The following is a 24,873-nucleotide window of genomic DNA, read 5'->3' as shown; positions in this document are numbered from 1 at the left end:
AAATGCCGAAGAAAATTTTTGTTGGAATTGCTGTGGTCCTGTCAATTGGTATTCTAGCAGGGGCTGTGGGTTTTTATCTGTATCAAAAGGAGGTTCCATCCCTTGCCGATGCTAAACCAGCAGCGACCTTAACGGCAGAAGAGTTGTATTCTGAATTTGAAACATCCGAAAGCGCGGCCAACGAAAAATACCTTGGTAAGGTTATTGAAGTTTCAGGTAAAGTAGTTTCTACGGAAAACAGAGATGGTAATGTAAGTGTTCTATTAAGTGCCGACTCCGACCTAGGTGGCGTGCAGTGTAGTTTAGACTCAACCTACAGGGAGGTAAAAGTTAAAGTTGGAGACGAATTGCGGCTTAAATGCCAGTGCAATGGTATGCTATTTGACGTTGCCTTAAATCGTTGTGTAATAAAAGATTGATATGAAAATTATAGCGAAAATTATACTTGTGCTTTTGGTTTTGCCCGCTATTGGACAGAACAAGCTGATGGACCGAAATGCACAGATAAAGTTTGAGTCTAACGCACCAGTTGATGACGATGTTAGAGCGGTAAACAAGCAGGTAGCAGCCATTTTGGTTGAAGAGTCTGGTGACCTTGCATTTCAAGTTTTGATTAAGGGCTTTGAGTTTAAAAAGGCTCTCATGCAGGAGCACTTTAACGAGAACTACATGGAGAGTGATAAGTTTCCGAAAGCTCGCTTTAAGGGTGGAATAGCTGATTTTTCTACGCTTTCATTAAACTCCGAACCACAGAATGTAGATATCACTGGTGAGCTAGAAATTAAAGGCAAAACAAAGGGAATAAGCGTTAGTGGCACCATGGCTAAATCGGATGATGGGTATATACTAGACGCCAAATTTCCAATTACAATAACCGACTTTGGAATTAAGATTCCAGAATTAGTCGCCGATAAAGTCTCCAAAGTTTTTGATGTTGAAGTCCATGCAGAGTTTAAGAAATAAGTCAATTGTTGCTTTATTCCTTTTGGTAAGTTCTATGGCATTTTTTAATGCTTGTGAATACAAAAACGAGGAAGATCTTTTTCTCAATTCCAATAAGACGTGCGACACGGTTGATGTTAGCTACAATGATGTAATTCAACCTATCTTTTCAGCCTCTTGCGCCATAGCCGGTGGTTGTCACGATGATCAAGGAGCTTCCATTGCTTTTGGGATTAACTTATCGAGTTACGAGAAAACCCAGCAAAGTGGTATGACCGATGGAATGTTACTGGACGCGATAAATCATACGGGATCCTTTCCTATGCCAAAAGGCGCGGAGAAACTTCCAAAATGCGAAATTGAACAAATTGAATCTTGGGTAAGAAATGGTAGAAAAAATAACTAGCCTATTGGCATTTGTCCTTGTGCTTTTAACCGGTATGGTGCAAGCTCAAGATGATCTATTCTCTGAGTTAGACGAGGTTCAAACGGAAGATGTTAAATACGAAACGGCTTTTTTTAAGCAAACGAGAGTTGTAAATAGTCCTTCCATTGAAATGACAGCCCCAGGTGTGATGAATTTTATGATTCAACACCGCTTTGGAACGATTAACAATGGCTTTTACGATCTTTTTGGAATAGATAATTCTCAGGTTAGATTGTCCTTCGACTTTGGTTTAACGCCTTACCTAATGGTTGGAATTGGACGAAGTGGCTTAGAGAAAACCTTCGATCTCAATACCAAGTTAAGAATACTCCGTCAGCAAAAGGGAACTCGGAATATACCAGTAAGTGTGTCGTTTTATGGCGCTACTTTTTATAAGACTTTAAAGTCCATTAACGAGTTAACTACCGCCAATAGATTAAGCTACCTGGGTCAGGTAATCATTGCGCGAAAGTTTTCTCCAAATTTTTCACTTCAAGTCAGTCCAACCATTGTTCATGAAAATCTAACTGAGTTAAGATCCGTGGATAATGACATTTTTGCGATTGGAGTTGGGGCAAGGCAAAAGGTTTCAAAACGGGTAGCAATAAATTTCGATTATGTCTACAGGCTGCCTGGAAATTATTTAACTAACACCTACAACTCACTTGCACTTGGGGTGGACATAGAAACAGGAGGACATGTTTTTTCTCTTCACTTAACCAATTCGCGTGGTATGTTTGATAAGGCATATGTAACCGAAACCTATGGTGATTTAGGAAATGGAGATCTGTATTTCGGTTTTAACATAAACCGCGTTTTTACAGTAGCTAAAAGCCGCGAGAAAAAGGAGTTGGGACTTTAATTGGTTTCAATATCTTGATTGCTGCCAAACAGTGCATAAAGCAAAACATTTGTGCCCATTCTCAGCGCTTTTAGGCGAGTCTCTTCCGGGTTGTTATGTACTTCTGCGTCTTCCCAACCATCACCTAAATCACTTTGAAAGGAGTAAAAAATTAATACTCTTTCTCCCTCCATTATGGCAAGACCTTCCGAGGGTTGTCCGTCGTGAGCATGAATTTTTGGAAGTCCATTCGCGAAGTCAAATTTTTGGTGATAGATCGGATGGTTAAAAGGAAGTTCTACCCAGTCTTTATCGGGAAATAATTTTTTTATTTCTGTTCGGATAAAGGCATCCATTCCATAGTTGTCGTCTATGTGTAGAAAGCCACCTGCGAGTAGGTAGTTCTTGAGGTTTTCTACCTCCGAGGGATTAAACAGTACATTTCCGTGCCCAGTCACGTATATATATGGATAACGAAATAAATCTTGCGACCCGGTTTCAACAAAATTGTAATTCGGATTTATACTTGTACCGGCCGTGTTATTCGCAAACTCCACTAGATTCTTAAGTGAACTTGGATTGGCATAGTAATCGCCCCCGCCACTGTATTTTAGCTGAGCAATTTCGTAGTCGTACTGACCAAACAGTATGGAGCAGGTTAATATAAAAACGGCCGTTAAAAATTTCATAAGCTAAAAGTAATGTAGTTGTAGATTTAAGCTTGTGAAAATCAGATAAAATAAAGGGTTTCACTTTTTATTATTGCTGAGAGTGCGGCGGTCTCAGTGCGCAGTCTAGAATTGCTTAACGAGGTCGATAATCCCCCTTTGTCTAAAAGCATTTTAATCTCCTCTTTTGCAAAATCCCCTTCCGGACCAATAAACAGATTAATGGTGGAGTGGAGTTTTACTTTTTCTATTTCAGTTCTAACAATGTCCTCCCGGCAATGGAATATTAGGTTGCTATGATCTGGTTGGAGCTCCATCTTGTGGATATCAATGAAGTCGTGCACTGCTGGGAAATAAGCTTGTAAACTTTGCTTACAAGCCGCAATAACTTTTTGTTGGATTTTATCCACCTTTAAATGCTTGCGTTCACTATTTCGACACATTAAAAAGTGTATGGAATTTACTCCAAGTTCGGGAGCTTTTTCTACAATTAAATCTAGCCTATCGCCACTTTTTGGAGGGGCAATAAACAGGTTGATTAGTGGCGATTTTTTTTCGTGAATTGTAATTTTTTCTACCGCACAATGCGCAATATTTTTATCAGCTTTTGTTAAGGTTGCCTCCGCGGATTTTCCCTCGCCATTTAAAAGAATAAATTCTGCCCCTTGCTTTAGTCGCATCACTTTAAGCATGTGGTGACTTTCTTCTTTTGAGAGGATGTTATTTCCTTCGCTTAGAGTTGGATGGTAGAATGCATGCATGGGGTAAAAATAACTAATTGGCCAATGCTTAATAAGCAGAATTTAAAACAAAAAAAGCCGCTCATCGAGCGGCTTTTAAATTGAATATTTAATTAGAATTATGCGTTTACTTCTACGTTAGGGGCAGCCGCAATAATTTCTTCTGATGTTTCAGCTTCGAATTTCTTAAAGTTATTTACAAACTTCTCTGCTAAAGCAAGTGCTTTCTCATCGTACGATGCTTTGTTTTCCCAGGTGTTCTTTGGGTTAAGAATTTCGTTAGGCACCTCTGGACATTCTTGTGGAACTTTTACTCCAAAGATTTCATGGTTTACAAACTCCACATTATCCAATTTACCTTCCAAAGCTGCAGTGATCATTGCTCTGGTGTAACTTAATTTCATACGGCTTCCTACTCCGTATGGTCCACCGCTCCATCCTGTGTTCACTAACCAAACGTTTGCTTTGGTCTCGTCCATTTTCTTACCTAACATTTCAGCGTATTTGCTAGGGTGTAAAGGCATAAATGGCGCACCAAAACAAGCAGAGAAAGCTGTTGTTGGTTCAGTAATTCCCGCTTCTGTTCCAGCAACTTTAGCCGTGTAACCACTCATAAAGTGATACATCGCCTGAGCTCTAGTTAATTTAGAAATAGGAGGCAATACACCGTAAGCATCACAAGTAAGGAAGAAAATGTTCTTAGGGTTTTTACCCACAGAAGGTTCTACCGCATTGTCGATGTGGTTGATTGGGTAGGATACTCTGGTATTTTCAGTTTTGCTCTTATCGCAGTAATCTACAGAAGAATCACTCTCGTTAAGAACAACATTCTCTAATAAAGCGCCAAATTTAATGGCGTCGTAGATTTGAGGCTCCTTTTCAGCAGTAAGGTCAATGGTTTTTGCGTAGCATCCACCCTCGAAATTGAAAACACTGTTTTCGCTCCAACCGTGCTCGTCATCACCAATTAATTGGCGATTCGGATCAGATGAAAGCGTTGTTTTACCCGTTCCAGATAATCCGAAGAAAATGGCGGTATCTCCATCCTTACCAATGTTCGCAGAACAGTGCATAGATAGCGTGTTCTTGTGTTGAGGTAGGATGTAATTAAGTACAGAGAAAATTCCTTTTTTAATTTCTCCAGTATAACCAGTTCCACCAATAATGATGGTTTTACGACTAAAGCTAACCACTGCAAAGTTGTGCTGGCGTGTTCCGTCGATTTCTGGGTCGGCCTTAAATCCTGGAGCATTAATTACGTGCCACTCAGGGTTAAAGCTCTCAATATCTTTATCCGTAGGACGGATAAACATGTTGCTAACAAATAGGTTAGACCAAGGGTACTCGTTTACTACGCGAAGACCCATTTTAAATTTATCATCAGCACAGGCGAAAGCATCTCTTACGTATACTTCTTTTCCTGCTAAATAGGCTGTGATTCTATTGTAAAGGGCATCAAATTTGTTTTGATCGAATTTAATGTTGATGTCTCCCCACCACACGTTTTCGCGGGTTTCGTCGTCTTCAACAATAAAACGGTCTTTTGGAGAACGACCAGTAAATTCACCAGTGTCTATTGCTAAAGCACCAGTGTTGGTTAATACACCTTGTCCGCGAGTAATGGTTTCTTCCACTAGCTCTGCCGGAGTCAAATTCCAATAGGCGAAGGCAACATTAGATAAACCCAAGTAATCTAAACTCGCATCTTTTGCTCTTTTGCCGTAATTGTTCATTTATTTTCGGTTAAAAAAGTTGAGGCCGCAAAGTTAGGGCTTTAATTCTTCCTACGTCAATATTTAACATCAGAATAAAGCCAAAACGGCGCTAATTTTCGACAGATGATTGTGAAATCTTTATTCCAGTCCATATCCATCCTGCAATAATTAAGCTACCGCCTAATGGGGTTACAGGGCCAAGCCAAGAAAATGCTGTTGTGTTATCCAGCCAAATGGTTCTTGTACTTAAAATAACGATGGAGAGTGAAAATAGTAGGGTGCCTACCCAAATCAAAACTCCTGGTACTCGGTAGATAAGTTTCCCCAAAGCCAAAATGGCAATCGAGTTCAGCATTAAATATAAAACTCCCGTCTTATAAGATTCTAATTGGGTGGGGTCTAATTTCGCTTTAAGCGCGTGGGCTCCAAACGCACCCAATATTGTGGCACTCGCTATGCCAAAGCAGGCAATTGCTGCCCAATTTTTATAAGCCATAAGCTTTGATTTCGTCTATACTGCTATCAAAAAGGAATTCGCTGTACAAGGTCTTTCTTTTTTGAGGGTCGGTTAATTGAGGGTAAAGGCGTTTAAATAAGTTAACCTTCAAATCATCTTCCTCTATAAGCTTAAAGATCTCTTGCAACTGGTTGCAGTTGAAGCATTTGTCCTTCAAAGAGCTTTGAGCGATGTTCAATTGTAAATCCAGTGATTTGGTCTTTTTAAGCAAGTTTTTTATTCCCTTTAACTCGTTTTCTGTTAAGAAGTTATTGCAACCATTTTCCTCCTTATTGGTAGTTTCTGGCTTGGAAATTACTATACCACTTGGCTTTTTGGTCGGGTTTTTAAGGTCGTCGGTTTTAACATCTAGTTTAGGGGCAGTGGCCTGAGAATTGTTAGATGCTTCTGCCAATGCTAGTTCGGTCTTTGCACTGTCGGTAAAAAACTGGGCAGATGCCAGTTGGTCTTCCTCTAAACCGAAATTATATGCCAAAAGCGTCTTATTCGAAAAGCTCCAGGCGGTTCTAAATCCTTTTGGGCTAATAGAAACAAAGGATGTGTCATCCAACCTTCCAAACACCAATTTCTTTTGCTCTCCCAACGGGGTTTTCATTTTTAAAGCAAAAATTTCAAAGGGTATTCGATTTATGCAAAAATCAGATGATTTACTCTCGTAGTTTATTTCGTTAACCTCCACATTAACGTCTAAACCGTCGGGATTGACGACGCAAAGGGTTGCAAATTGACCAAATCCTAAAAAGCTAATTAGGAAAAAGGCTGCGGTAAGGTGGTATTTTTTGGTGGTATGGTACATTAATCCGTATCCTATTTTCTATACTTGGACAAAATTACAGGAAGAAATGAAACAAGTGCTGATTATTGGAGCGGGAAGGTCAAGTATTTTTTTAATTCAGTATTTACTGCAGTGGGCGGAGCAAAGTAAAGCTCAAATCCATGTTGCAGATATGGATATTAGTTTGGCCGAAAAACGCATCCAACAGCACCCATTTGGTACTGCTCATAAGTTAAACGCGCTTAACCCCGATGAGCGTACACCGCTTATGAAAAACATGGACTTAGTGGTTTCCATGCTACCGGCCCATCTTCATTTTGATATTGTAAATCACGCTATCGACCTAAAGATCCCTGTAATTACTCCTTCTTACCTGAGCAAAGAAATTGATGCCCTACACCAAAAAGCAGAAAAAAATGGAGTTTTAGTGCTTAACGAATTGGGCGTTGATCCCGGAATAGACCATATGAGCGCTATGGCTTTTTTAGATGAAAAAAGGAGTCAAGGAGCGGAATTTAAAGGGTTTGAATCTTTTACTGGTGGGCTTATTGCACCAGAAAGTGATAACAATCCTTGGAATTATAAGTTTACTTGGAACCCTCGAAATGTTGTAATTGCAGGGCAGGGGGGAGCCGTTAAGTTTATTCAGGAAGGAAAGTATAAGTACATCCCGTACCACAAATTATTTCGACGCACGGAAATTATTGATATACCTGATTACGGAAAATACGAGGGTTACGCGAACCGAGATTCTTTAAAATATCGAGAAACATATGGTTTGGAAAACATAGATACTATTTACCGAGGAACCCTTAGAAAGAAAGGTTTTTGTAGGGCTTGGGACATGTTTGTTCAACTGGGAGCAACAGACGACTCGTATGTTTTAGAGGGTTCCGAGAATATGAGTTACAGGGAGTTTATCAATTCCTTTTTAGCTTATAATCTTACTGATTCAGTTGAGTTAAAGCTTAAATATTATCTCAATTTAAGGCAGGATGATGATGATCTTTGGGAAAAACTAGAATCTCTTGATATTTTCTCGGAGGAGAAAAAAATAGGAATAGCTAATGCTACACCTGCAATGGCGCTTCAAAAGATATTGGAGGATGCATGGAGTTTGGAGCCAGACGATAAAGACATGATCATCATGTGGCATAAATTTACCTACGAGTTAAAGGGGCGAGTTTTTGAAACCACGTCTTCTATGGTTTGTATAGGTGAAAATCAACAAAAAACGGCCATGGCCAAAACGGTTGGGCTTCCGCTTGGAATTGCCGCAAGGTTAATTTTAGAGGGGGAGTTTAAATTAACTGGGGTGGGACTGCCCATCCACAAAGAGGTGTATACTCCAATTTTAAAAGAGTTAGCAGAACTCGGTATTCGATTTAAGGAAGAGGAAAGGGAATTATAAGGAATCTATCTCTGCGGGAATTTTACATACAGGTCTTTACATAAATTGTAAAAGTGGGCATGCGCGGTTCCGTTTTCATTAAAAAGGTAAAGGTTTGACGTTTTTATCGGTTTTATATCCTTTATAAGAGCTAGAATAATGCGTTTTGCCTCCGAATTTGGAGTATCGGCAATGGATATTTTGGATTGAATGTATAGCTTGTTTTGCATACCCAAAAACTGAATTTCTTCAAAAGTATTGGCAGGTAACACCAACCATAAGCTTCCATTATCTGTAAGTAGCGAAGCTGATTTTTGAAGAAGGTTGTCAAAATCAAGGAATTCCTGCTGTCGAGCAATTTTCCTATTCATATTGCTGGCAGTGTGTGCTTTAAAGTAAGGAGGGTTACTAACGATTAAATCGAATTTTTGATTGCTTTGGTAGCTGCGGAAATCCTTAAGAATAATTTCAATTCTTGCCTTTTGTGGATGATGTTTCTTGGTTTGGATAGCAGCCGAAACTGCATCCTCATTTATATCCAACCAAATGTGTTTTGCTTTATGGTAACGATTGGCAATAATTGCTCCTATTAACCCGGTTCCAGTACCAATATCCAATATAGATTCTGGATGGCGCTGCGAAGCCAAAGCACCAAGTAAAACTCCGTCGGTATTAACTTTAAGTCCGGCGTTTCCTTGATAAACCTTAAATTCTTTAAAGTGGAAAAAGCTCTTATTGGTGAGCATTTTTATTGCGTAAAAGCTTCTAAAAAGCCTTCTGGAAGTGAAACTTGGAAAGTCTTTTCGGACTTGTCAACCTTTTGAATGAATTCTTCACGGAGGGGAATTAAGATTTCCTTTTCTCCATTGTGAATTTGAAGCAATTCGTTGTTGGGATATTCTAAGACCTCCGTAATGGTACCAAGAGGTTGCCCCTCCATTAATACCTGGAAACCAATAATTTCGTGAAAGTAAAATTTGTTTTCCCCTAGGTCTGGTAATTGATTTAGTGGAAGGTAAAGCTGGCAGTTTACAATTGAGCGAGCTTCTTCTTCCGAATCTACCTCAGCAAATTTTACTATTGCCTTTTGTGTTCCGTCTTTAAGTCGGAATTGTTCAATAAAAAAAGGAACCAGTTCTTGTTGAATTTCCAACAGAACTGATTCCAGATTTTCGTAACGACCGGGTTGGTCGGTATCTAAGAAGCAAATTACGTTTCCGCTATATCCTTGGATTTTGGTAACCTTTCCAAGGTTAAAACAGTCTTCGCGATTCACCTAGTTGATTTTTACTCTTCGGTTTTAGCTTCTTCAGCGTTTCCTTCTGCTTCTGCAGCTGGAGCTTCTTCTTCGCTAGCTTCCGCAGTAGCTTCTTCCACTACTTCTTCTGGAGCATTTTTAGCAGCGATTGCAGCAGCCATTTCTTCTTTACGCTTAGTTTCAGCTTCCAAACGCTTTTTATCTTCAGTGGCTTTGCTGCTTGCAAGTCCATCTACTTTAGACTGAACCTTAGCTTGTTTCTCTTCTAACCACTTTTCAAAACGCTTATCCGCTTCGTCTTGAGAGAAAGCACCTTTTTTAACACCACCTTGTAAGTGCTTCTTGTAAAGAGCACCTTTGTAAGATAAAATAGCTCTTGCCGTGTCAGTTGGCTGAGCACCGTTGTGTAACCACTCAACCGCTTTATCTACATCTAGGTTAATAGTCGCAGGGTTTGTGTTTGGGTTGTAATCTCCAATTCTTTCGATGAATCTACCATCTCTTGGAGCTCTTGAATCGGCAGCAACAATGTGAAAAAATGGTCTACCTTTTCTACCGTGACGTTGTAGTCTGATTTTTACTGGCATATTTGTTTAGTTAATAAAGCGCTATGGCAGCTTTAATTTTTAAGGGTGCAAATATCGTAAAATAATTAACACCACCCTGATAATCAGATTATTTTTATTTTCATCGTCGCCAACAAAATTACAAATGTTAAACTTGTTGCAATCTTATAAGGTATTGAATGGATTTTAAACTGCATATTTTGGCAATTGCTGCGCATCCAGATGATGTGGAATTATCTTGTGGCGGAACGCTAGCCAACGAAATCAATCGAGGTAAAAAAGTAGGAATTATCGACTTAACTCGAGGAGAACTCGGAACCAGAGGTACTCCAGAGACTAGGGAGGAAGAAGCCCAAAAGGCGGCAAGTTTACTAGGTATTCGTATTCGTAAGAATTTAGAAATGGCTGATGGTTTATTTTCCGAATCCTATGAGAACCTCATGAAGGTTGTTGAAGTAATTCGCCAGTTTATGCCCGATGTAGTTTTAACCAACTCTGTAAGTGATAGACATCCTGACCATGGTAGAGGTGGTGACTTGGTAGAACGCGCTTGTTTTTTAGCTGGATTGGCAAAGGTTGAAACCAGTATTAAGGGTGTTTGGCAAGAGCCATGGCGTCCCAAGGTGGTTTACCGCTTTGTTCAGGACCGTTATATAAAACCAGATTTTATTGTTGATGTAACCGAGTCTTGGAATATTAAAATGGAGGCTATCAAAGCCTTTAAGTCGCAATTTTACGACCCCAACTCAGAGGAACCAGAAACGCCTATTTCAGGGAAACAATTTTTAGATTTTCTAGAAGCGAGATCCAGAGAATTCGGAAGGGAAATCGGAGTTGAGTTTGGAGAAGGATTTTGTTGTTCTCGTAGGCCTGGTGTAAAGCAAATTTTGGACCTTATTTAGGGACTTTGAAACAATTCATTTCAAAAAACAAATCGATTCTTCAGTTATCCGGAGCAAACTTTTTGGTGTTGGCGCTGCCAACTCTCTTGCTTCCCGTATTTTCTCGGCTTTATACCGTGTCCGACTTTGCGGTATTTGGGATTTATAGTACCGTAATTGGAATTTTTATGCCCTTCTTAAGCGGGCATTACCAACAGGCAATTCCGGTACCGAACGACAAAAACGAAATAACTGCATTAAGTAGGTTAAGTCTGATTTTATTGCTTTTTAGCACCTTACTTATATCACTGGTTTGGTTGTATTCAGACTGTTTTAGAAGCCTTTTTGATCCCGAGAACATGCTCCACCCCTATTTTCTTTGGATTCCATTGGGGTTATTATTGGGGGGGTATGTGCAAATTATTCAGCATTGGATTCTTCAGGGGGGGCTTTTTACAAGGTATGCTGCATCAAAGAGTACCCAAGCGGTAGGGCAGTCTGTAGTTCGCTATTTTGCAGGGGTAAAAGCGATTTCAATAACGGGGGGGCTGATTTACAGTTTTGTAGCGGGTCTCTTTTTCCAGTCCATAGTATTTGGAACCCAGTTTAAACCTGAGTTTCAAAAGGGTTTTAATGGTGTATGTAGTGTGGCTAAAAAATATAGCTCGTTTTTACGATTCGGTTTAATTTCAGCCATATTCTTTGCGCTTGCGAACTTTTTACCGCTCACATTTTTGGCGCATTTTTTTTCAGAGAACGAGGTGGGACAATATAGTTTGGCTATGCGCTTGGGGTCAGTCCCGGTTTTTGTTTTAGCCAGTTCATTTGGACAAGTATATTTTGCCAAATGCAAGAAAGAGAGTGGTAAATCTCAGCAACATACATATGAGCTTCTTCAGAAATTACTCCGGATTTCTAGTTACGTAATAATAGGAGGTAGTTTTCTATTAATTCCGGTTGGTAAGCTTGTATTTGGTTCCGAATGGTTGATGGCGTTAAAAATGACCCTGATTCTATTACCAGGTTTATGGTTAAACTTTTTGGTACTACCGCTAACTAATTTATTTGAGCTGGGAAATAGGCAGGATTTAAGCTTAAAATATTCCATTTGGGCTTTGGTGTTAAAGCTGGGATTAATGCTAGTAGGTGTTTATTTTTTCCAAGATGTTTACGAGGTAATGGCATTTTTTATGGTTGGAATGGTCATTTCAGGTGCCATTGGATGGTATTTATGTGCAAAGATCGTGTCTACTTCTTCTGTTAAGTTGCTGAAAAACAACTATATAATAATTTGTTTGGCAATTTTTTCATTGCTTATTCAATTTATGTTTTTCAATTCATAAGAAAACTCTAAATTTGCGCTCCGAATTAAGCCTTGCTTGATTCCTACACGGTGGTTGTAGTTCAGTTGGTTAGAACGCTTGATTGTGGTTCAAGAGGTCGTGGGTTCGAATCCCATCTTCCACCCAAACAAAGGCCCTGCTTTAGCAGGGCCTTTTCTATTTCTGGACCTAACCGTCAAAAGCTTGCTTTTGTAAGGAAAGGTCCAGAAATAGAAAATAAGGACTGCGCTAGCAGACCTTTGTTTGTAAGGTCCCCCCCCCGGGATGGCCGCAGGCAATCCCTGAAAGGCTTCAGAAAAAATCCAGAGCTTGCTTTTGTAATGTAAGGCCCAGAAATAGAAAATAAGGACTGCGCTAGCAGACCTTTGTTTGTAAGGTTCTCCCCCCCTGGATGGCCGCAGGCAATCCCTGAAAGGCTTCAGAAAAAATCCATAGCTTGCTTTTGTAATGTAAGGCCCAGAAATAGAAAATAAGGACTGCGCTAGCAGACCTTTGGTTGTAAGTTATCTCTCAAATGGAGTATACTGAGGTATTGTAAGGATCAAATCTAAGGCACCGAAGTTTCTTACCAATGTTTGATGACTTTATAAGGAGGGGTGGAATCCCTATGACCACAAATTGCTTATTAAAAGTTATTCATGGGTTGCAGGGGAGTATTTATGACCTAATTCAATTTTTCACTTCGATACTTTACCCTTGTTTATTGCATAACTTCTGTTTTGTTGGGGCATGTCACGCGTAAAAGTTTTAGTGATTCAGCTCATATGATAATACTAACCTCTTGTGAATCCTGACTCCTGTCTTGTCGATTAAAAAAACATAATAATTATAGTTTACTTAACTCCCCATTTCAAACTTCAATTCATCATGAAAACGCTTTTAAAACTAAGTTTAATTATAATCGTCACAGCGATAGGGTCTAATCAATTGGTGGGGCAAACGCTTAATGAAGCCCAAGGTACAGGGGCTGGAGCGAGTATAACTACTGGAGATTATAACTCAATGTATGGTGATTCGGCTGGGACCAATTTAACCTCGGGGAGTTATAATTTATTTTTTGGTACAAATGCTGGTTTTCAACTATCTACGGGCCATGATAATATTTTTATTGGTCCTTACACAGGGTATTCTGGCACTAGTGGTTCCATTTTCGATAATGTAATAATTGGTACAAGGGCAGGGCAGAATCTAACAACTGGGGATAATGTTTTTATTGGTACCGAGGCAGGTAAGTTAGCCACTTCCGCTAGCGATAATGTTTTTATCGGGGAAGAAGCAGGTGAGAACCATACTACTGGAGATGACAATGTATTTATTGGTGAGGATGCTGGTTTTAACAATACAACTGCGAGTGACAATACCTTTGTAGGTTCTGCTGCCGGGCGCACGAATTCAACGGGGTATCGAAATACCTTTGTAGGTAATAAGGCTGGTTATGATAATACCACCGGGAGAAAAAACACTTTTGTAGGTGATTCGGCTGGCAGAGATAATAGTATTGGAATAAAAAATACTTTTATTGGTGCTGGTGCGGGGGCTGCAACCGAATATGCTAGTTTCAATACTTTTATTGGATACAATTCGGGTTGGGATAACAATCGAACCAACACTAACAATACCTCCGATGCCCGTCATAATACATATCTAGGGTTCAACGCAGGATTCTCTAATCGGGAGGGGAGTTACAATGTTGTAATAGGTTCCGAGGCTGACTTCGGAAATGTTGGTTACACTAAAAATAGGAACAATATTTTGATAGGTTATTCGACCTATCTCAGTGGTGAAAGAAATAACTCCATTATTATAGGTAGTGATGCCCAGGTTGGTCAGGATGATGCAATAGTAATTGGGGCAAATAGCAGAATTAATTCGGGGTCAGGGAATTCTATTTTAATTGGAAATGGCGTTATCTCTAATTGTGATGACTGCTTTTTATTAGGAGGGAATTCTGCCTCTAACCGAGTTTCTGTGGGAATTGGAACCCTGAGTCCAAATGAAAAGTCTGCTTTGCATTTGGACGATTCAACAAAGGGATTTTTAACCAGCAGACTAAGTTCTTCTGCAGTTACGACTATGGCTGGGGCGCTAGGAAATGCAGATAAGGGTATGATGGTATACGACTCCTCGGCCACTAATATTTTGGTTTGGGATGGAGCTAATTTTGATACGCTCGGCGTCGCAAATAATCAGACTCTTTCATTAACCGGAACGTCATTATCTATCCTAAATGGAAATAGTGTTAATCTAAGTTCATTGCAGGATGGCACCGGAACAGATGATCAGGCTCTAAGCTTAAGCACGAATACCTTATCTCTCGAAGACGGTGGATCGGTGAATTTAGCAGGATACTTAGACAATACTGATGATCAATCGCTGAGCCTAAGTACTAACATCCTAACCCTAGAAGACGGCGGTTCGGTAGATTTAAGTAGCTATCTTGATAATACAGATGATCAATCCCTTTCATTAATTTTAAATACCTTATCTCTGGAGGATGGTGGATCGGTAAATTTAGCAGGTTACCTAGACAATACCGATGATCAAGACTTGAGTTTAAGCGGAACCACGCTTAGCATAGAGGATGGAAATTCGGTTGATTTATCAGGATTGAAAGATGGAACAGGAACAGATGATCAATCACTTAGCCTAAGTACCAACACCCTTACCCTAGAAGACGGCGGTTCGGTAGATTTAAGTAGCTATCTTGATAATACAGATGATCAATCCCTTACTTTAATTTTAAATACCTTATCTCTGGAGGATGGTGGATCGGTAAATTTAGCAGGTTACCTAGACAATACCGATGATCAAGACTTGAGTTTAAGCGGAACCACGCTTACCATAGAGGATGGGAATTCGGTTGATTTATCAGGATTGAAAGATGGAACAGGAACAGATGATCAATCCCTTACTTTAATTTTAAATACCTTATCCCTGGAGGATGGTGGATCGGTAAGTTTAGCAGGTTACCTAGACAATACCGATGATCAAGACTTGAGTTTAAGTGGAACCACGCTTACCATAGAGGATGGAAACTCGGTTGACTTATCAGGATTAAAAGATGGAACAGGAACAGATGATCAATCGCTAAGTCTAAGTACTAACACCCTAACCATAGAAGACGGCGGTTCGGTAGATTTAAGTGGTTACCTAGACAATACTGATGATCAAGACTTGAGTTTAAGTGGAACCACGCTTAGTATAGAGGATGGAAACTCGGTTGATTTATCAGGATTAAAAGATGGAACAGGAACAGATGATCAATCACTTAGCCTAAGTACCAACACCCTTACCCTAGAAGACGGCGGTTCGGTAGATTTAAGTAGCTATCTTGATAATACAGATGATCAATCCCTTTCTTTAATTTTAAATACCTTATCCCTGGAGGATGGTGGATCGGTAAGTTTAGCAGGTTACCTAGACAATACCGATGATCAAGACTTGAGTTTAAGTGGAACCACGCTTAGTATAGAGGATGGAAACTCGGTTGATTTATCAGGATTAAAAGATGGAACGGGGACAGATGACCAGGCTCTAAGTTTAAGCACCAATACCTTATCACTAGAGGATGGAGGTTCCGTTGATTTAAGTGGTTATCTTGATAATACGGATAACCAAGAGTTGAGTTTGTCTGGCACCACATTGTCGGTATCAAATGGTAATTCAGTGAGCTTAAAAGGTGTACTTGCAGCCAATGATAACCAACAATTGACCCTTTCTGGAACCCAAATAGAAATAACCAATGGAAACACCATAGATTTAGGTTTCCTTTTTGAGGATATGCAGAACAAAATTGATGCATTAACTAGCAGAATAACTGAATTGGAAGACAGCTTATATACCACTTCCGCAATGCTAGAAGAAATCTATTTTTGTGCTTGTGACTCCCTAACAACAGGGATTATAAAGGGGGCAACACCAAGTGAGGGAGAATTGGATTACCTTAACTGTTACCCGAATCCTAATTCAGATATCCTTTATGTAGATTTTCAACTTCCTAAACGTGGTAATGGAGTTAAAATTAAATTGTTGGATGTTGGAGGAAGGGATATAAGCACCCAGTTTTTTGGAAATAAGAAAACGGTAAGTACTGAAATAAACGTGGGAAATCTACCATCAGGAATTTATCAAATAGCTATTATTTCAAAGGGCTCGGTGGTTGGAACTAGGCAAATAGTTAGGAAATAATTAATTGAGCCTTTGTAGATTGACTTTGGCTTCAAAAATTGTTCATCCCTAAATGGCATCCAGCACTTTAAACCATAGGGATTGATTTAAGTAAATAAATAAAGTTGGAAAGGGCATAATAAAATTGTGATTATTATGCCCTCTATAAAACCAGTGTCTAATACTAATCGATATCCGAATCTAGTCCTCCAGCAGTACATATTCATCTAATTCAATTTCCTTTCCACCGATAAATTGAGTTAACTTACAGTTCTTAGCCCAAATCATGTCATCATGCGTTTTACTTATTTGCTGGTCACCTTGTTGTTTTTTACTTCTGTGGTGGCTCAGAAAAAATCCCCCATGCCAACTGGGATCCAATATCTATCCAACCAGAAAGTGGAAGCAAGAATTCACCAGGATAGCGAGCCCTGTATGTTCGATAAACTTCGTAATCAGAAATTACAAGATCCTCAATACAGGGAGGATATGATGAAGTTTGAAAGGTTGATTCAAAAACGTGTGCATCTGCTGCGTGATAAGCAAAAAACAGGTCAAAAAGCAGACGTTTATACCATTCCGATTGTATTCCACATTTATCATACTGGACAGGATACCGGGGTGGGGCACAATATTCCTGATGCTCAGGTACAGTCTGCCGTTGATGCTTTAAATAGAGACTTTAGAAGACTTGCAACAGATGGTGGGATTGCTCAAGGGGCCGGCCCGGATATAGAAGTTGAATTTTGTTTGGCAACGGTGGATCCCAATGGAGACCCAACAACCGGTATTATTAGGGTAAATGCCACCGGAACAGGGGACTATGAAAACGTTGGAATCGATGAAGATGTAAATGGCCTTCAATTAAAAGCACTTAGCAAATGGCCCACTGCAGATTATATTAATGTTTGGGTAGTAAGAGAAATAAACGACCAAGGTGAATTTGGCGAGTGGAATGGTGGAACACTAGGGTACGCTTATCCTGTGAGTGGATCTTCGTCTACAAATCCTAATACAAATCCTTCATTTAACCCTGGAGACGGAATTGTAGTGGTTAACTTTTCTTTTGGTAACGACCCTAACATGTCACAAGGTTGGAATATCTACAGCAGTTTTAGAACAAATAATACACTTACCCATGAAATGGGGCACCATTTAAATCTTTTGCACCCCTTTAATGATGATAGCTGTTCCGAAACAGATTGTAGTACCCAAGGTGATTTTGTGTGCGATACACCTCCTACCACTTTAAATAGCAATTGTAATAGTCCTGCATGTTCTGGAACCCAATTGGTTGAAAATTACATGGATTACACCGGTGAGGATTGTGCCAATATGTTTACCGAGGGGCAAAAATTGAGAATGAGGGCTGTACTCGAGGGGTTCTCCAGAAGCAGCCTAACCTCTTCTGTTGGATGTAATAGTACCTTTGCAACGGCTAATTTCCAAGCCGACAAAACAGAGGTAGGGCTAGGTGAAACTGTAACTTTTACAGATATAAGTACGGGTTTACCTGCATTAAATTCATGGACTTGGGACTTTGGTGATGGGAACACTTCTGATCAGCAGAATCCGACCCATTCCTATACTAGCGGTGGATTTAAAACTGTAACGCTAACGGTTTCTAACGGGACCAATACTGATGTTGAAATTAAAAGCGACTACATTTTAGTAAATGATGAAGCTTCGGGCACCCTTGGTGGGATTTGTGATACCCTGCGCAATTACACAGAAAGTGAGTTGGAAAATCTCACTTATTATGTGTCAGGAGGTGATTACGTGCCGGCAGTTAATGGTGGAACCTTCCAAGGGTTTGCAGAGAAATTTCAAAATTCTGGAGACTACGTGTTTCAAGATTTTATTATAGCTCTGGGTTTAATAGTTGATGACGGTGCTCCCTCTAATGTTAATTTCGTGGTATATGAAGAAGCTGGTAATGGTGCACCAGGAAACCAGCTGATTTCAGGTGCAGTGCCCTTAAGTGCATTAACTGAAAATAGCTTTAACAGAATTAGTTTACCATCTCCGGTAGAAGTGACAGGGAACTTTTTTGTCGGCTTTGAATTTGAGCCAACTACGGATACCATGACAGTTTTCTGTTCTCAATTTAGGGACAATGGATATAATACCGTATTCTACCAATCTGGAGGTGGTTGGGGTGTTTTCGCAGATCCTGCCTATTTCTCAATGGCTCTGGCAACCATTCCCTACACCGAAATGGATTTTTCCATTGAAGAAGAAAACCAAATGTTTGATTTCTGTACCAATGAGGAGTTGTCCTTTGGTGCAAGTAGTACCTACAATATAACGAGTTATCAGTGGGAGTTTCAAACTGGCAATCCGCAGTCATCTGTAGATCCGAATCCGAGCGTCTCATTTAGCGGAGGTGGTGAGAAAACTGTTGCGCTTACCGCTACAGGTAGATGTGGTGGAGATACATTGAGACAGGTTAGTTTATTTGGATACGAATATCCAGATTTAGCAACTACCATTGTGGATAGTGATTGTGCTGAGGAAAATGGTTCAATAACGGTGACTCACAATGGAGCAGATCAAATTTCATTCAATTGGATAGATCAATCCAATCAAACCAATAAACTAGAGGGAGTAGCTCCTGGTCAATATGTTCTAGAGTCTACGAACGGTCCATGTTCAAGGTTGGATACTTTCGAAATTGAGGAAATTAATACCATGCTAGCGAACGATACGGTTATTATTCATCCTAGATGTGAAAAAAATAATGGGCAAATAGCCATTTATATGTTGGATGCAGGTAACTACACTTATCAATGGACTGGAGCCCAATCGGTAAATAATGACTCGCTAATAAACTTGGGGCCAGGAAATTATGGGGTAGAGGTAAGGCTAGAAAACAACTGTTTGGTTGCCCAGGAGAGTTTTGTTTTGGAGAATATCGGTGAAACCCCCAATGTAGGAATCGACGCCCCGGATACGGTGGAATTAGGTGCGTCATTTAATGTTTCTGGACAATTCCCGTCGGAGGGTGAGCATAATTGGAGCTTTTCAGATGGTCAGGATGAGCAAACTGGAACTCAAATTTCAGTAACCTTTAATGATTTGGGGGATATAATTATTCGCTTATTGGTTGAAAATGCCTTTGGATGTGTGGATTCTGCGCAAAAAACCATCCATGTTAAACAGGTTACGGGTATTATAGAAAATAAAATAGCAGGATTATCCATATTTCCCAACCCTGCTGGAAGCAAGATTTATATCTCTGCAAAAATCCAGCTTGCTAAATTTAAATTGTTGGATGCACTTGGCCGCGAAATAGAAAGTACCACGGTAGAAGGTGACAAAGCTACTTTGGATGTAAGCGGAATAGCTATGGGGTCTTATTTGTTGGTAGTTGAAAGCACTAAAGGTTTTATATCTAGTAGAAGAATAGTAATCAGTAGGTAGTACAGATTTACTGGACACAAAAAAACCGCTTCGATTTCGAAGCGGTTTTTTTTATGAATTTAAATATTTGACTATCTGTCGGCCATGTGAACGTAATCTCTTACGTTTTCTCCGATGTACACTTGACGTGGACGTCCGATAGGCTCTTTTCTTTCTGTCATTTCTTTCCACTGTGCAATCCAACCTGGAAGACGACCAAGAGCAAACATTACTGTGAACATCTCAGTTGGAATACCAAGAGCTCTGTAAATGATACCCGAGTAGAAGTCTACGTTTGGATACAGATTACGCTGCACGAAATACTCATCTTGAAGAGCAATTTCTTCTAGTTTCTTCGCGATTTCTAAAACAGGATCGTTAATTCCTAATTTGTTGAGAACGTCGTCTGCAGCTTTCTTAATGATTTTAGCTCTAGGGTCGAAGTTTTTGTAAACACGGTGACCGAAGCCCATTAATCTAAACGAATCATCCTTATCTTTTGCTTTATCAATCCATTTTTCGATGTTACCACCGTCGGCCTTGATATTCTCTAGCATTTCGATAACCGCTTGGTTAGCTCCACCGTGAAGTGGTCCCCAAAGTGCAGAAACACCAGCAGAAATAGATGAATATAGGTTGGCTTGAGAAGATCCTACTATTCTCACAGTAGAAGTAGAGCAGTTTTGCTCGTGGTCTGCGTGAAGAATTAATAGTTTATCTAAAGCATCAACGATTACAGGGTCTATACTGAATTCTTCGGTTGGCATACCGAACATCATGTATAAGAAGTTTTCTAGGTAACCTAAAGAGTTTTTAGGGTACATAATTGGAGCTCCACTGCTGTTTCTGTGTGCCATAGCTGCTAGCGTAGGCATTTTAGAAAGCAATCTAATAATGGTAAGGTTTACCATTTCAGGTGCTCTATGTGGATTTTGAGACTCCGGATAAAAAGTACTTAATGAAGCCATTAAAGAAGAAAGAACTCCCATTGGGTGCGCATGCGCTGGGAATGCTTGCAACATTAACTTCATGTTTTCATGTACAAGGGAATGTCTGTTAATGGTTCCCTGGAATTGGTCAAGCTCGTGACGGTTTGGAAGCTTTCCATTGATAAGTAGGTAAGCTACCTCGATAAAGTTCGAATGCTCTGCAAGTTGCTCGATAGGATAACCTCTATAACGAAGAATTCCTTTCTCACCATCTAAAAAAGTAATTGCACTCTCAGTTGAGCCTGTGTTTTTAAAACCCGGATCCAATGTAATGTAGCCACTTTGCCCTCTTAACTTGGCAATGTCAATGGCTTTCTCATCCTCAGTTCCCGTAATTACGGGCAATTCATACTCGTTTCCTCCTAATTGGATCTTGGCAATTTCACTCATTGTTTTCTATCTATATCTATGGTTGGATAAAAGTCGCGTAAATATATAAAGAAAAGGGGATAAGGCGTATTCACCCATCCCCTCAAATTATAGAAAAACGTTAAAATTATCTGAACCTACTCTGCACTCTTGTATTCTTCGTAGCTCTGAGATTTGTATGCGTCGGAGCTTACGTAAGATAGAAGTGGCATTATTTGTTGAGGCTGCATGTATCCCTGTACTGGGAAAATGATGCTCAAATCCTCATCCATGTATACAATCGTTGGATAAGCAATTCTGCCTTGGCTTGGTGCAATGGCCAATGCTAAATCATGGGTTGCATTGCGCCCTCGGCGATTTGGGTCATAACCCGGGTTCGCAAATTCGTATCCTTTAAAATTAACCACTTGGTTACCTTCTGCGTTAAATTTTACCGCGTGGAAGTTGTCGTTTACGTAATCTACAACCTCTGGATTGTGAAAGGTGTTTTTCAACATCATTTTACAGGGTCCACACCAGGAGGTGTATACATCTATCAAAACCTTTTTTGGAGCCTTTTTCTGAGCTTGCTCTAGCTCATTCATCGTAATCCAATTAATCTCTGGATTTTGCATCTGTCCAAAAACAGGTCCCAGAATTAGGCAGGTGAAGATGGTTAACAATAAACTTTTCATGAACATCACTATTTGGTACAAATTTAAGGTGGCAATTTGTTAAAGGGAGTTAGCGGTTCTCCCTTTAACTGCATTTAACACAGACTATCTAACGCCGTGCATTAATTTTTTCATCACAGGGTTTAAAATAATCATGAGAACCCCTCCCGCAGCAGGTACGATTAAGAAAATCAAAAAGAAGAAACTCAACGAGTATTCTTCAGTTAAAGCATCGATTTTTGATCCCATGGTTCCAGCTACCTTGTTACCAATGGCTATGGCCAAGTAGTATACTCCAAACATCAAGCCTATCATTCTAGCTGGAACTAGTTTACTCAGGTAGGATAATCCAACAGGAGATAAACAGAGTTCACCAAGGGTGTGAAATAAGTAGGCAAGAATTAACCAAATCATACTTACCGATGCAGTTTGCGCTCCCGTTGGTATTCCTGATGCTCCAAAAGCCAATGCTCCGAATCCAATTCCCAATAATATCAATCCCAAGGCATATTTAACTGATGCCGATGGGTTGTATTTGCTTTCCCAAATTTTTGAGAATAATGGAGCAAAAGATATGATGAAGAAGGAATTTAATATTCCAAACCAAGAGGCAGCTACCTCTGTTTCTGGGTTGGATAACTCCTTTACTAGCATCCATATAACTATTCCCCAGATAATAATAAAACTAGTGGCCAGTGCTGCACTTGCACCCTTGTAGGCGCCATATGTTTGTTGGAATAACTTAGCAATAACCCAAGTGATAATTCCGAGCGGAACCACGGTAAGCAGGGTATTGAATACATCGAATATTACAGCGCCATTTCCAGTGAGTAAACGATTGGTATAATCTCGGGCAAAGATGGTCATGGACCCTCCAGCCTGCTCGAAAGCGGCCCAAAAGAATACTGTAAAGAAGGAAAATATAGCAACGGCTATCATCCTATCTCTCACCTTTGGGGTATAGCGAATAATCCTGGAAACCACTAGCACAAAGAATAGCAATACAGCCAAAACAATGGCAACGGTGGCACCGGGATAACCGGCAAATTCAAAGTTAAAAATGGTAAACCCGCTAATGGTTGATACCGGGTCGTCGATAATCCAAACCAGTCCAATTAATGAACATACGGCAACAAAGATTAAATCCAGCTTGGTAAATGGGTTTAGTTTGTCACCTTCTGGAACTTTTACTTCAGAAGATTTTGTTTTCAGTGGCTTGTTGCCTATTTCTCCAAAGATGCTTTGTGCTAAATAAAATTGTAGCATACCGAAGAACATAAAGATACCTGCTAAACCAAAGCCCCAGCTCCAGCCAACTTTTTCTCCAATATAACCGCAGAGCATAATTCCAAGGAAGGCACCGGCATTTACACCCATGTAATAAATGGTGAAGGCGCCATCTTTTTTATCCTCATGGTCTTTGTACATCTCCGAAATAATGGAGGTCATGTTGGGTTTAAAGAATCCATTTCCAGCCACAAGGAGGAAAAGCCCCATGTACATAAAGAAAGGGTGGATTTCTATGGCCATGGAGGCATGCCCAGCGGTCATAATAATTGCTCCCGCTATTACCGCCCATTTATACCCTGTAAATCGATCTGCAATAAAGCCACCTAAAATAGGCGTAAGATATACTAGGGAGGTGTAGGTTCCATAAAGGGCTAGCGCGTGTTCTCGTGGCCAACCCCAACCGCCGTCCAATAATGAGGAGGTAAGAAACAGTACGAAGAGGGCGCGCATTCCATAGTATGAGAAGCGCTCCCACATTTCCGTAAAGAACAGGATAAATAATCCAGATGGATGTCCGAGAACCAACTTTTGGTTAACATCGGAACCGCCAAAACGCAAATTATTCATAGGGTTTTGATTCGTTAAGCTACTTCTGCTTCACCGTCTTCGGCACCGTGAGTTAATCTCTTCAGTGGTTTAAGTGCTAGAATTAATACCACACCAAATAGAATGGCGAATATTGCTATTCCAGTAAATGTTTCTAGTTCCCCCCAGCTTGCTGAGTATTCTCCTAGTAATCCTGCTACTTTATTCCCCAATCCAGTGGCAGCAAAGTAAGCTCCCATCATAAATGAAGCATATTTTACCGGAGCCAGTTTAGTAATAAAGGAAAGCGCTACCGGAGAGGCGCAAAGTTCTCCAATGGTATGAAGGAAATACGCTAGTATTAACCAAATCAATGCTCCTTTTCCGTCGGTAGAAGCGTCGGCATCTACAGCAGCAGCGGTCATCATAATAAATCCAGTTCCCATAATTATGGTACCAATAGCCATCTTGAATAATGATGACTCTTCAAGTCCTTTTATTCTTCTCTTAGCCCAATAAGCTGCAACCAAGGTTCCAAATGTCATGATAAAGAAAGAGTTAACCGATTGGAATACTCCCGCCGGAATTTCGGTTCCAAAAATGGTTCTATCAATTTTTTCGTTGGTGTAGATATTCATCAAACCACCAGCTTGCTCAAATGCACCCCAGAAAACAATAATGATAATGAAGGATAAGAATAGCACCAGCATTCTATCTTTTTCAACTTTGGTAAGGGCTTTTCTGTTGTCCTCTCCAGATTCAGATTTTTTCGGGATAAAGTCTCCAACTCCCTTTAGGAATTTTTGCCCCCAAACGTATACGATTTGCCCAACTATCATTCCAATTCCAGCCAGACCAAATCCATAGTGCCAACCGTAAAGTTCGGCAACATAAGCCACAGAAATACTCGAAAGGAAAGCACCAATGTTTATTCCGATATAGAAAATGGTAAATCCTTTGTCGCGGCGGATGTCTCCTTTTTTATAAAGGCCTCCAACCATGGTAGAAATGTTGGGCTTAAGCGCACCTACACCCAGTACAATAAGCGTAAGACCTGCGAAGAATGCAGCTTGTCCAGGTACCGCCAGTACCAAGTGCCCTGCACATAACAATACTCCACCTATCATTACTGCCTTTTTCTGACCCACTAATCGGTCGGCAAGTAAACCTCCGGGAATAGACATTAGGTAAACCAGCATGGTATACCATCCGTAAAGACCTAGAGCTTCCTCTTTGGTCCAACCCATTCCTCCATCAGATATAGATGAGTAAATAAATAGAACAAGAATTGCACGCATTCCATAGTATGAAAAGCGCTCCCATAATTCGGTAAAGAAGAGAATGAATAGCCCCTTAGGGTGTCCAAATAGCTCTCCTGAGTTGTTGGTAGTTATGTTTGACATATTCTAGGCTTA

21 protein-coding genes and 1 tRNA gene are annotated in these 24,873 nt (G+C 40.1%); 10 read left to right on the top strand and 12 right to left on the bottom strand.

The features are described 5' to 3' along the window. The first annotated feature begins 2 nt into the window (after positions 1–2). The 4 genes from FRX97_RS05575 to FRX97_RS05560 are packed head-to-tail and all read left to right on the top strand — an operon-like array spanning position 3 to position 2,231. The gene (locus FRX97_RS05575) at positions 3–419 is read left to right on the top strand and encodes an OB-fold protein (protein ID WP_147014203.1); all 417 of its coding nucleotides are present in this window, start codon (positions 3–5) and stop codon (positions 417–419) included. Between the two features lies 1 nt (position 420). Further along, positions 421–963, top strand: a complete 543-nt coding sequence (locus tag FRX97_RS05570) for a YceI family protein (RefSeq protein ID WP_147014202.1) — start codon at positions 421–423, stop codon at positions 961–963. Beyond that, on the top strand, positions 944–1,348 hold the full coding sequence (locus tag FRX97_RS05565) for a hypothetical protein (protein WP_147014201.1): 405 nt from the start codon (positions 944–946) through the stop codon (positions 1,346–1,348). Before FRX97_RS05570 ends, FRX97_RS05565 begins: the two co-directional genes overlap by 20 nt. Beyond that, entirely contained in the window at positions 1,329–2,231 is a 903-nt protein-coding gene (locus tag FRX97_RS05560; RefSeq protein ID WP_170227038.1) for a DUF5777 family beta-barrel protein, read from the top strand. The genes FRX97_RS05565 and FRX97_RS05560 overlap by 20 nt, the downstream gene beginning before the upstream one ends. On the opposite strand, the gene FRX97_RS05555 is transcribed toward FRX97_RS05560, so the two are convergent. The 5 genes from FRX97_RS05555 to FRX97_RS05535 all read right to left on the bottom strand — a co-directional run bounded on the left by FRX97_RS05555 (position 2,228) and on the right by FRX97_RS05535 (position 6,646). Beyond that, positions 2,228–2,899, bottom strand: coding sequence for a DUF4159 domain-containing protein (locus FRX97_RS05555; protein WP_147014199.1), 672 nt, complete (start codon positions 2,897–2,899; stop codon positions 2,228–2,230). The two genes, FRX97_RS05560 and FRX97_RS05555, sit on opposite strands and share 4 nt — an antisense overlap. Before the next feature lie 41 nt (positions 2,900–2,940). After that, positions 2,941–3,639 carry an RsmE family RNA methyltransferase gene (locus tag FRX97_RS05550; protein ID WP_147014198.1) on the bottom strand — a complete coding sequence of 233 codons (699 nt, stop codon included), beginning with the start codon at positions 3,637–3,639 and terminating at the stop codon, positions 2,941–2,943. Between the two features lie 98 nt (positions 3,640–3,737). After that, on the bottom strand, positions 3,738–5,351 hold the full coding sequence (pckA, locus tag FRX97_RS05545) for a phosphoenolpyruvate carboxykinase (ATP) (protein ID WP_147014197.1): 1,614 nt from the start codon (positions 5,349–5,351) through the stop codon (positions 3,738–3,740). A 91-nt stretch (positions 5,352–5,442) separates the two neighbouring features. Next, positions 5,443–5,829: a DUF423 domain-containing protein gene (locus tag FRX97_RS05540; protein ID WP_147014196.1), complete on the bottom strand. Its 387-nt coding sequence runs from the start codon at positions 5,827–5,829 to the stop codon at positions 5,443–5,445. Further along, positions 5,819–6,646, bottom strand: a complete 828-nt coding sequence (locus tag FRX97_RS05535) for a DUF4476 domain-containing protein (RefSeq protein WP_147014195.1) — start codon at positions 6,644–6,646, stop codon at positions 5,819–5,821. The genes FRX97_RS05540 and FRX97_RS05535 overlap by 11 nt, the downstream gene beginning before the upstream one ends. A 46-nt stretch (positions 6,647–6,692) precedes the next feature. Here FRX97_RS05535 and FRX97_RS05530 point away from each other — a divergent pair, with 46 nt between their 5' ends. Continuing rightward, positions 6,693–8,036, top strand: a complete 1,344-nt coding sequence (locus FRX97_RS05530; RefSeq protein ID WP_147014194.1) for a saccharopine dehydrogenase family protein — start codon at positions 6,693–6,695, stop codon at positions 8,034–8,036. A gap of 5 nt (positions 8,037–8,041) precedes the next feature. Here the strand turns inward: FRX97_RS05530 and FRX97_RS05525 are convergent, their stop codons facing one another. The 3 genes from FRX97_RS05525 to FRX97_RS05515 are packed head-to-tail and all read right to left on the bottom strand — an operon-like array spanning position 8,042 to position 9,860. Further along, a complete protein-coding gene (locus FRX97_RS05525) occupies positions 8,042–8,761 on the bottom strand; it encodes a tRNA1(Val) (adenine(37)-N6)-methyltransferase (protein ID WP_147014193.1) in 720 nt (239 codons plus the stop codon). A gap of 2 nt (positions 8,762–8,763) precedes the next feature. Further along, positions 8,764–9,291 (bottom strand): ribosome maturation factor RimM, encoded by a 528-nt coding sequence (gene rimM / locus FRX97_RS05520; protein ID WP_147014192.1) that lies wholly within the window; start codon positions 9,289–9,291, stop codon positions 8,764–8,766. Positions 9,292–9,302: 11 nt separating this feature from the next. Then, positions 9,303–9,860, bottom strand: a complete 558-nt coding sequence (locus tag FRX97_RS05515) for a 30S ribosomal protein S16 (protein ID WP_147014191.1) — start codon at positions 9,858–9,860, stop codon at positions 9,303–9,305. 158 nt (positions 9,861–10,018) lie between these two features. On the opposite strand from FRX97_RS05515, the gene bshB1 reads away from it, so the two are divergent. From bshB1 to FRX97_RS05490, 5 genes are all read left to right on the top strand, one after another. Then, positions 10,019–10,741, top strand: coding sequence for a bacillithiol biosynthesis deacetylase BshB1 (bshB1, locus tag FRX97_RS05510; RefSeq protein ID WP_147014190.1), 723 nt, complete (start codon positions 10,019–10,021; stop codon positions 10,739–10,741). Between the two features lie 5 nt (positions 10,742–10,746). Further along, complete coding sequence (locus FRX97_RS05505; RefSeq protein WP_147014189.1) at positions 10,747–12,063, top strand: lipopolysaccharide biosynthesis protein; 1,317 nt, start codon at positions 10,747–10,749, stop codon at positions 12,061–12,063. 49 nt (positions 12,064–12,112) lie between these two features. After that, positions 12,113–12,188, top strand: a tRNA-His gene (locus FRX97_RS05500). 742 nt (positions 12,189–12,930) lie between these two features. Next, positions 12,931–16,251 (top strand): T9SS type A sorting domain-containing protein, encoded by a 3,321-nt coding sequence (locus tag FRX97_RS05495; RefSeq protein WP_147014188.1) that lies wholly within the window; start codon positions 12,931–12,933, stop codon positions 16,249–16,251. A 342-nt stretch (positions 16,252–16,593) separates the two neighbouring features. Further along, a complete protein-coding gene (locus FRX97_RS05490) occupies positions 16,594–19,653 on the top strand; it encodes a PKD domain-containing protein (RefSeq protein ID WP_170227037.1) in 3,060 nt (1,019 codons plus the stop codon). A gap of 71 nt (positions 19,654–19,724) precedes the next feature. Here the strand turns inward: FRX97_RS05490 and FRX97_RS05485 are convergent, their stop codons facing one another. From FRX97_RS05485 to FRX97_RS05470, 4 genes are all read right to left on the bottom strand, one after another. After that, complete coding sequence (locus tag FRX97_RS05485) at positions 19,725–21,011, bottom strand: citrate synthase (protein ID WP_147014186.1); 1,287 nt, start codon at positions 21,009–21,011, stop codon at positions 19,725–19,727. 116 nt (positions 21,012–21,127) lie between these two features. After that, positions 21,128–21,664, bottom strand: a complete 537-nt coding sequence (locus FRX97_RS05480) for a thioredoxin family protein (protein WP_147014185.1) — start codon at positions 21,662–21,664, stop codon at positions 21,128–21,130. Positions 21,665–21,748: 84 nt separating this feature from the next. Further along, positions 21,749–23,500, bottom strand: a complete 1,752-nt coding sequence (locus FRX97_RS05475) for a peptide MFS transporter (protein WP_147014184.1) — start codon at positions 23,498–23,500, stop codon at positions 21,749–21,751. Positions 23,501–23,514: 14 nt separating this feature from the next. Next, entirely contained in the window at positions 23,515–24,861 is a 1,347-nt protein-coding gene (locus FRX97_RS05470) for a peptide MFS transporter (RefSeq protein ID WP_147014183.1), read from the bottom strand. Positions 24,862–24,873: the final 12 nt, after the last annotated feature.

Source organism: Luteibaculum oceani (assembly GCF_007995015.1).
Taxonomy (GTDB): domain Bacteria; phylum Bacteroidota; class Bacteroidia; order Flavobacteriales_D; family Luteibaculaceae; genus Luteibaculum; species Luteibaculum oceani.
The sequence above is the reverse complement of the archived record's forward strand: the minus strand, read 5'-3'. Positions and strand labels throughout refer to the sequence as shown.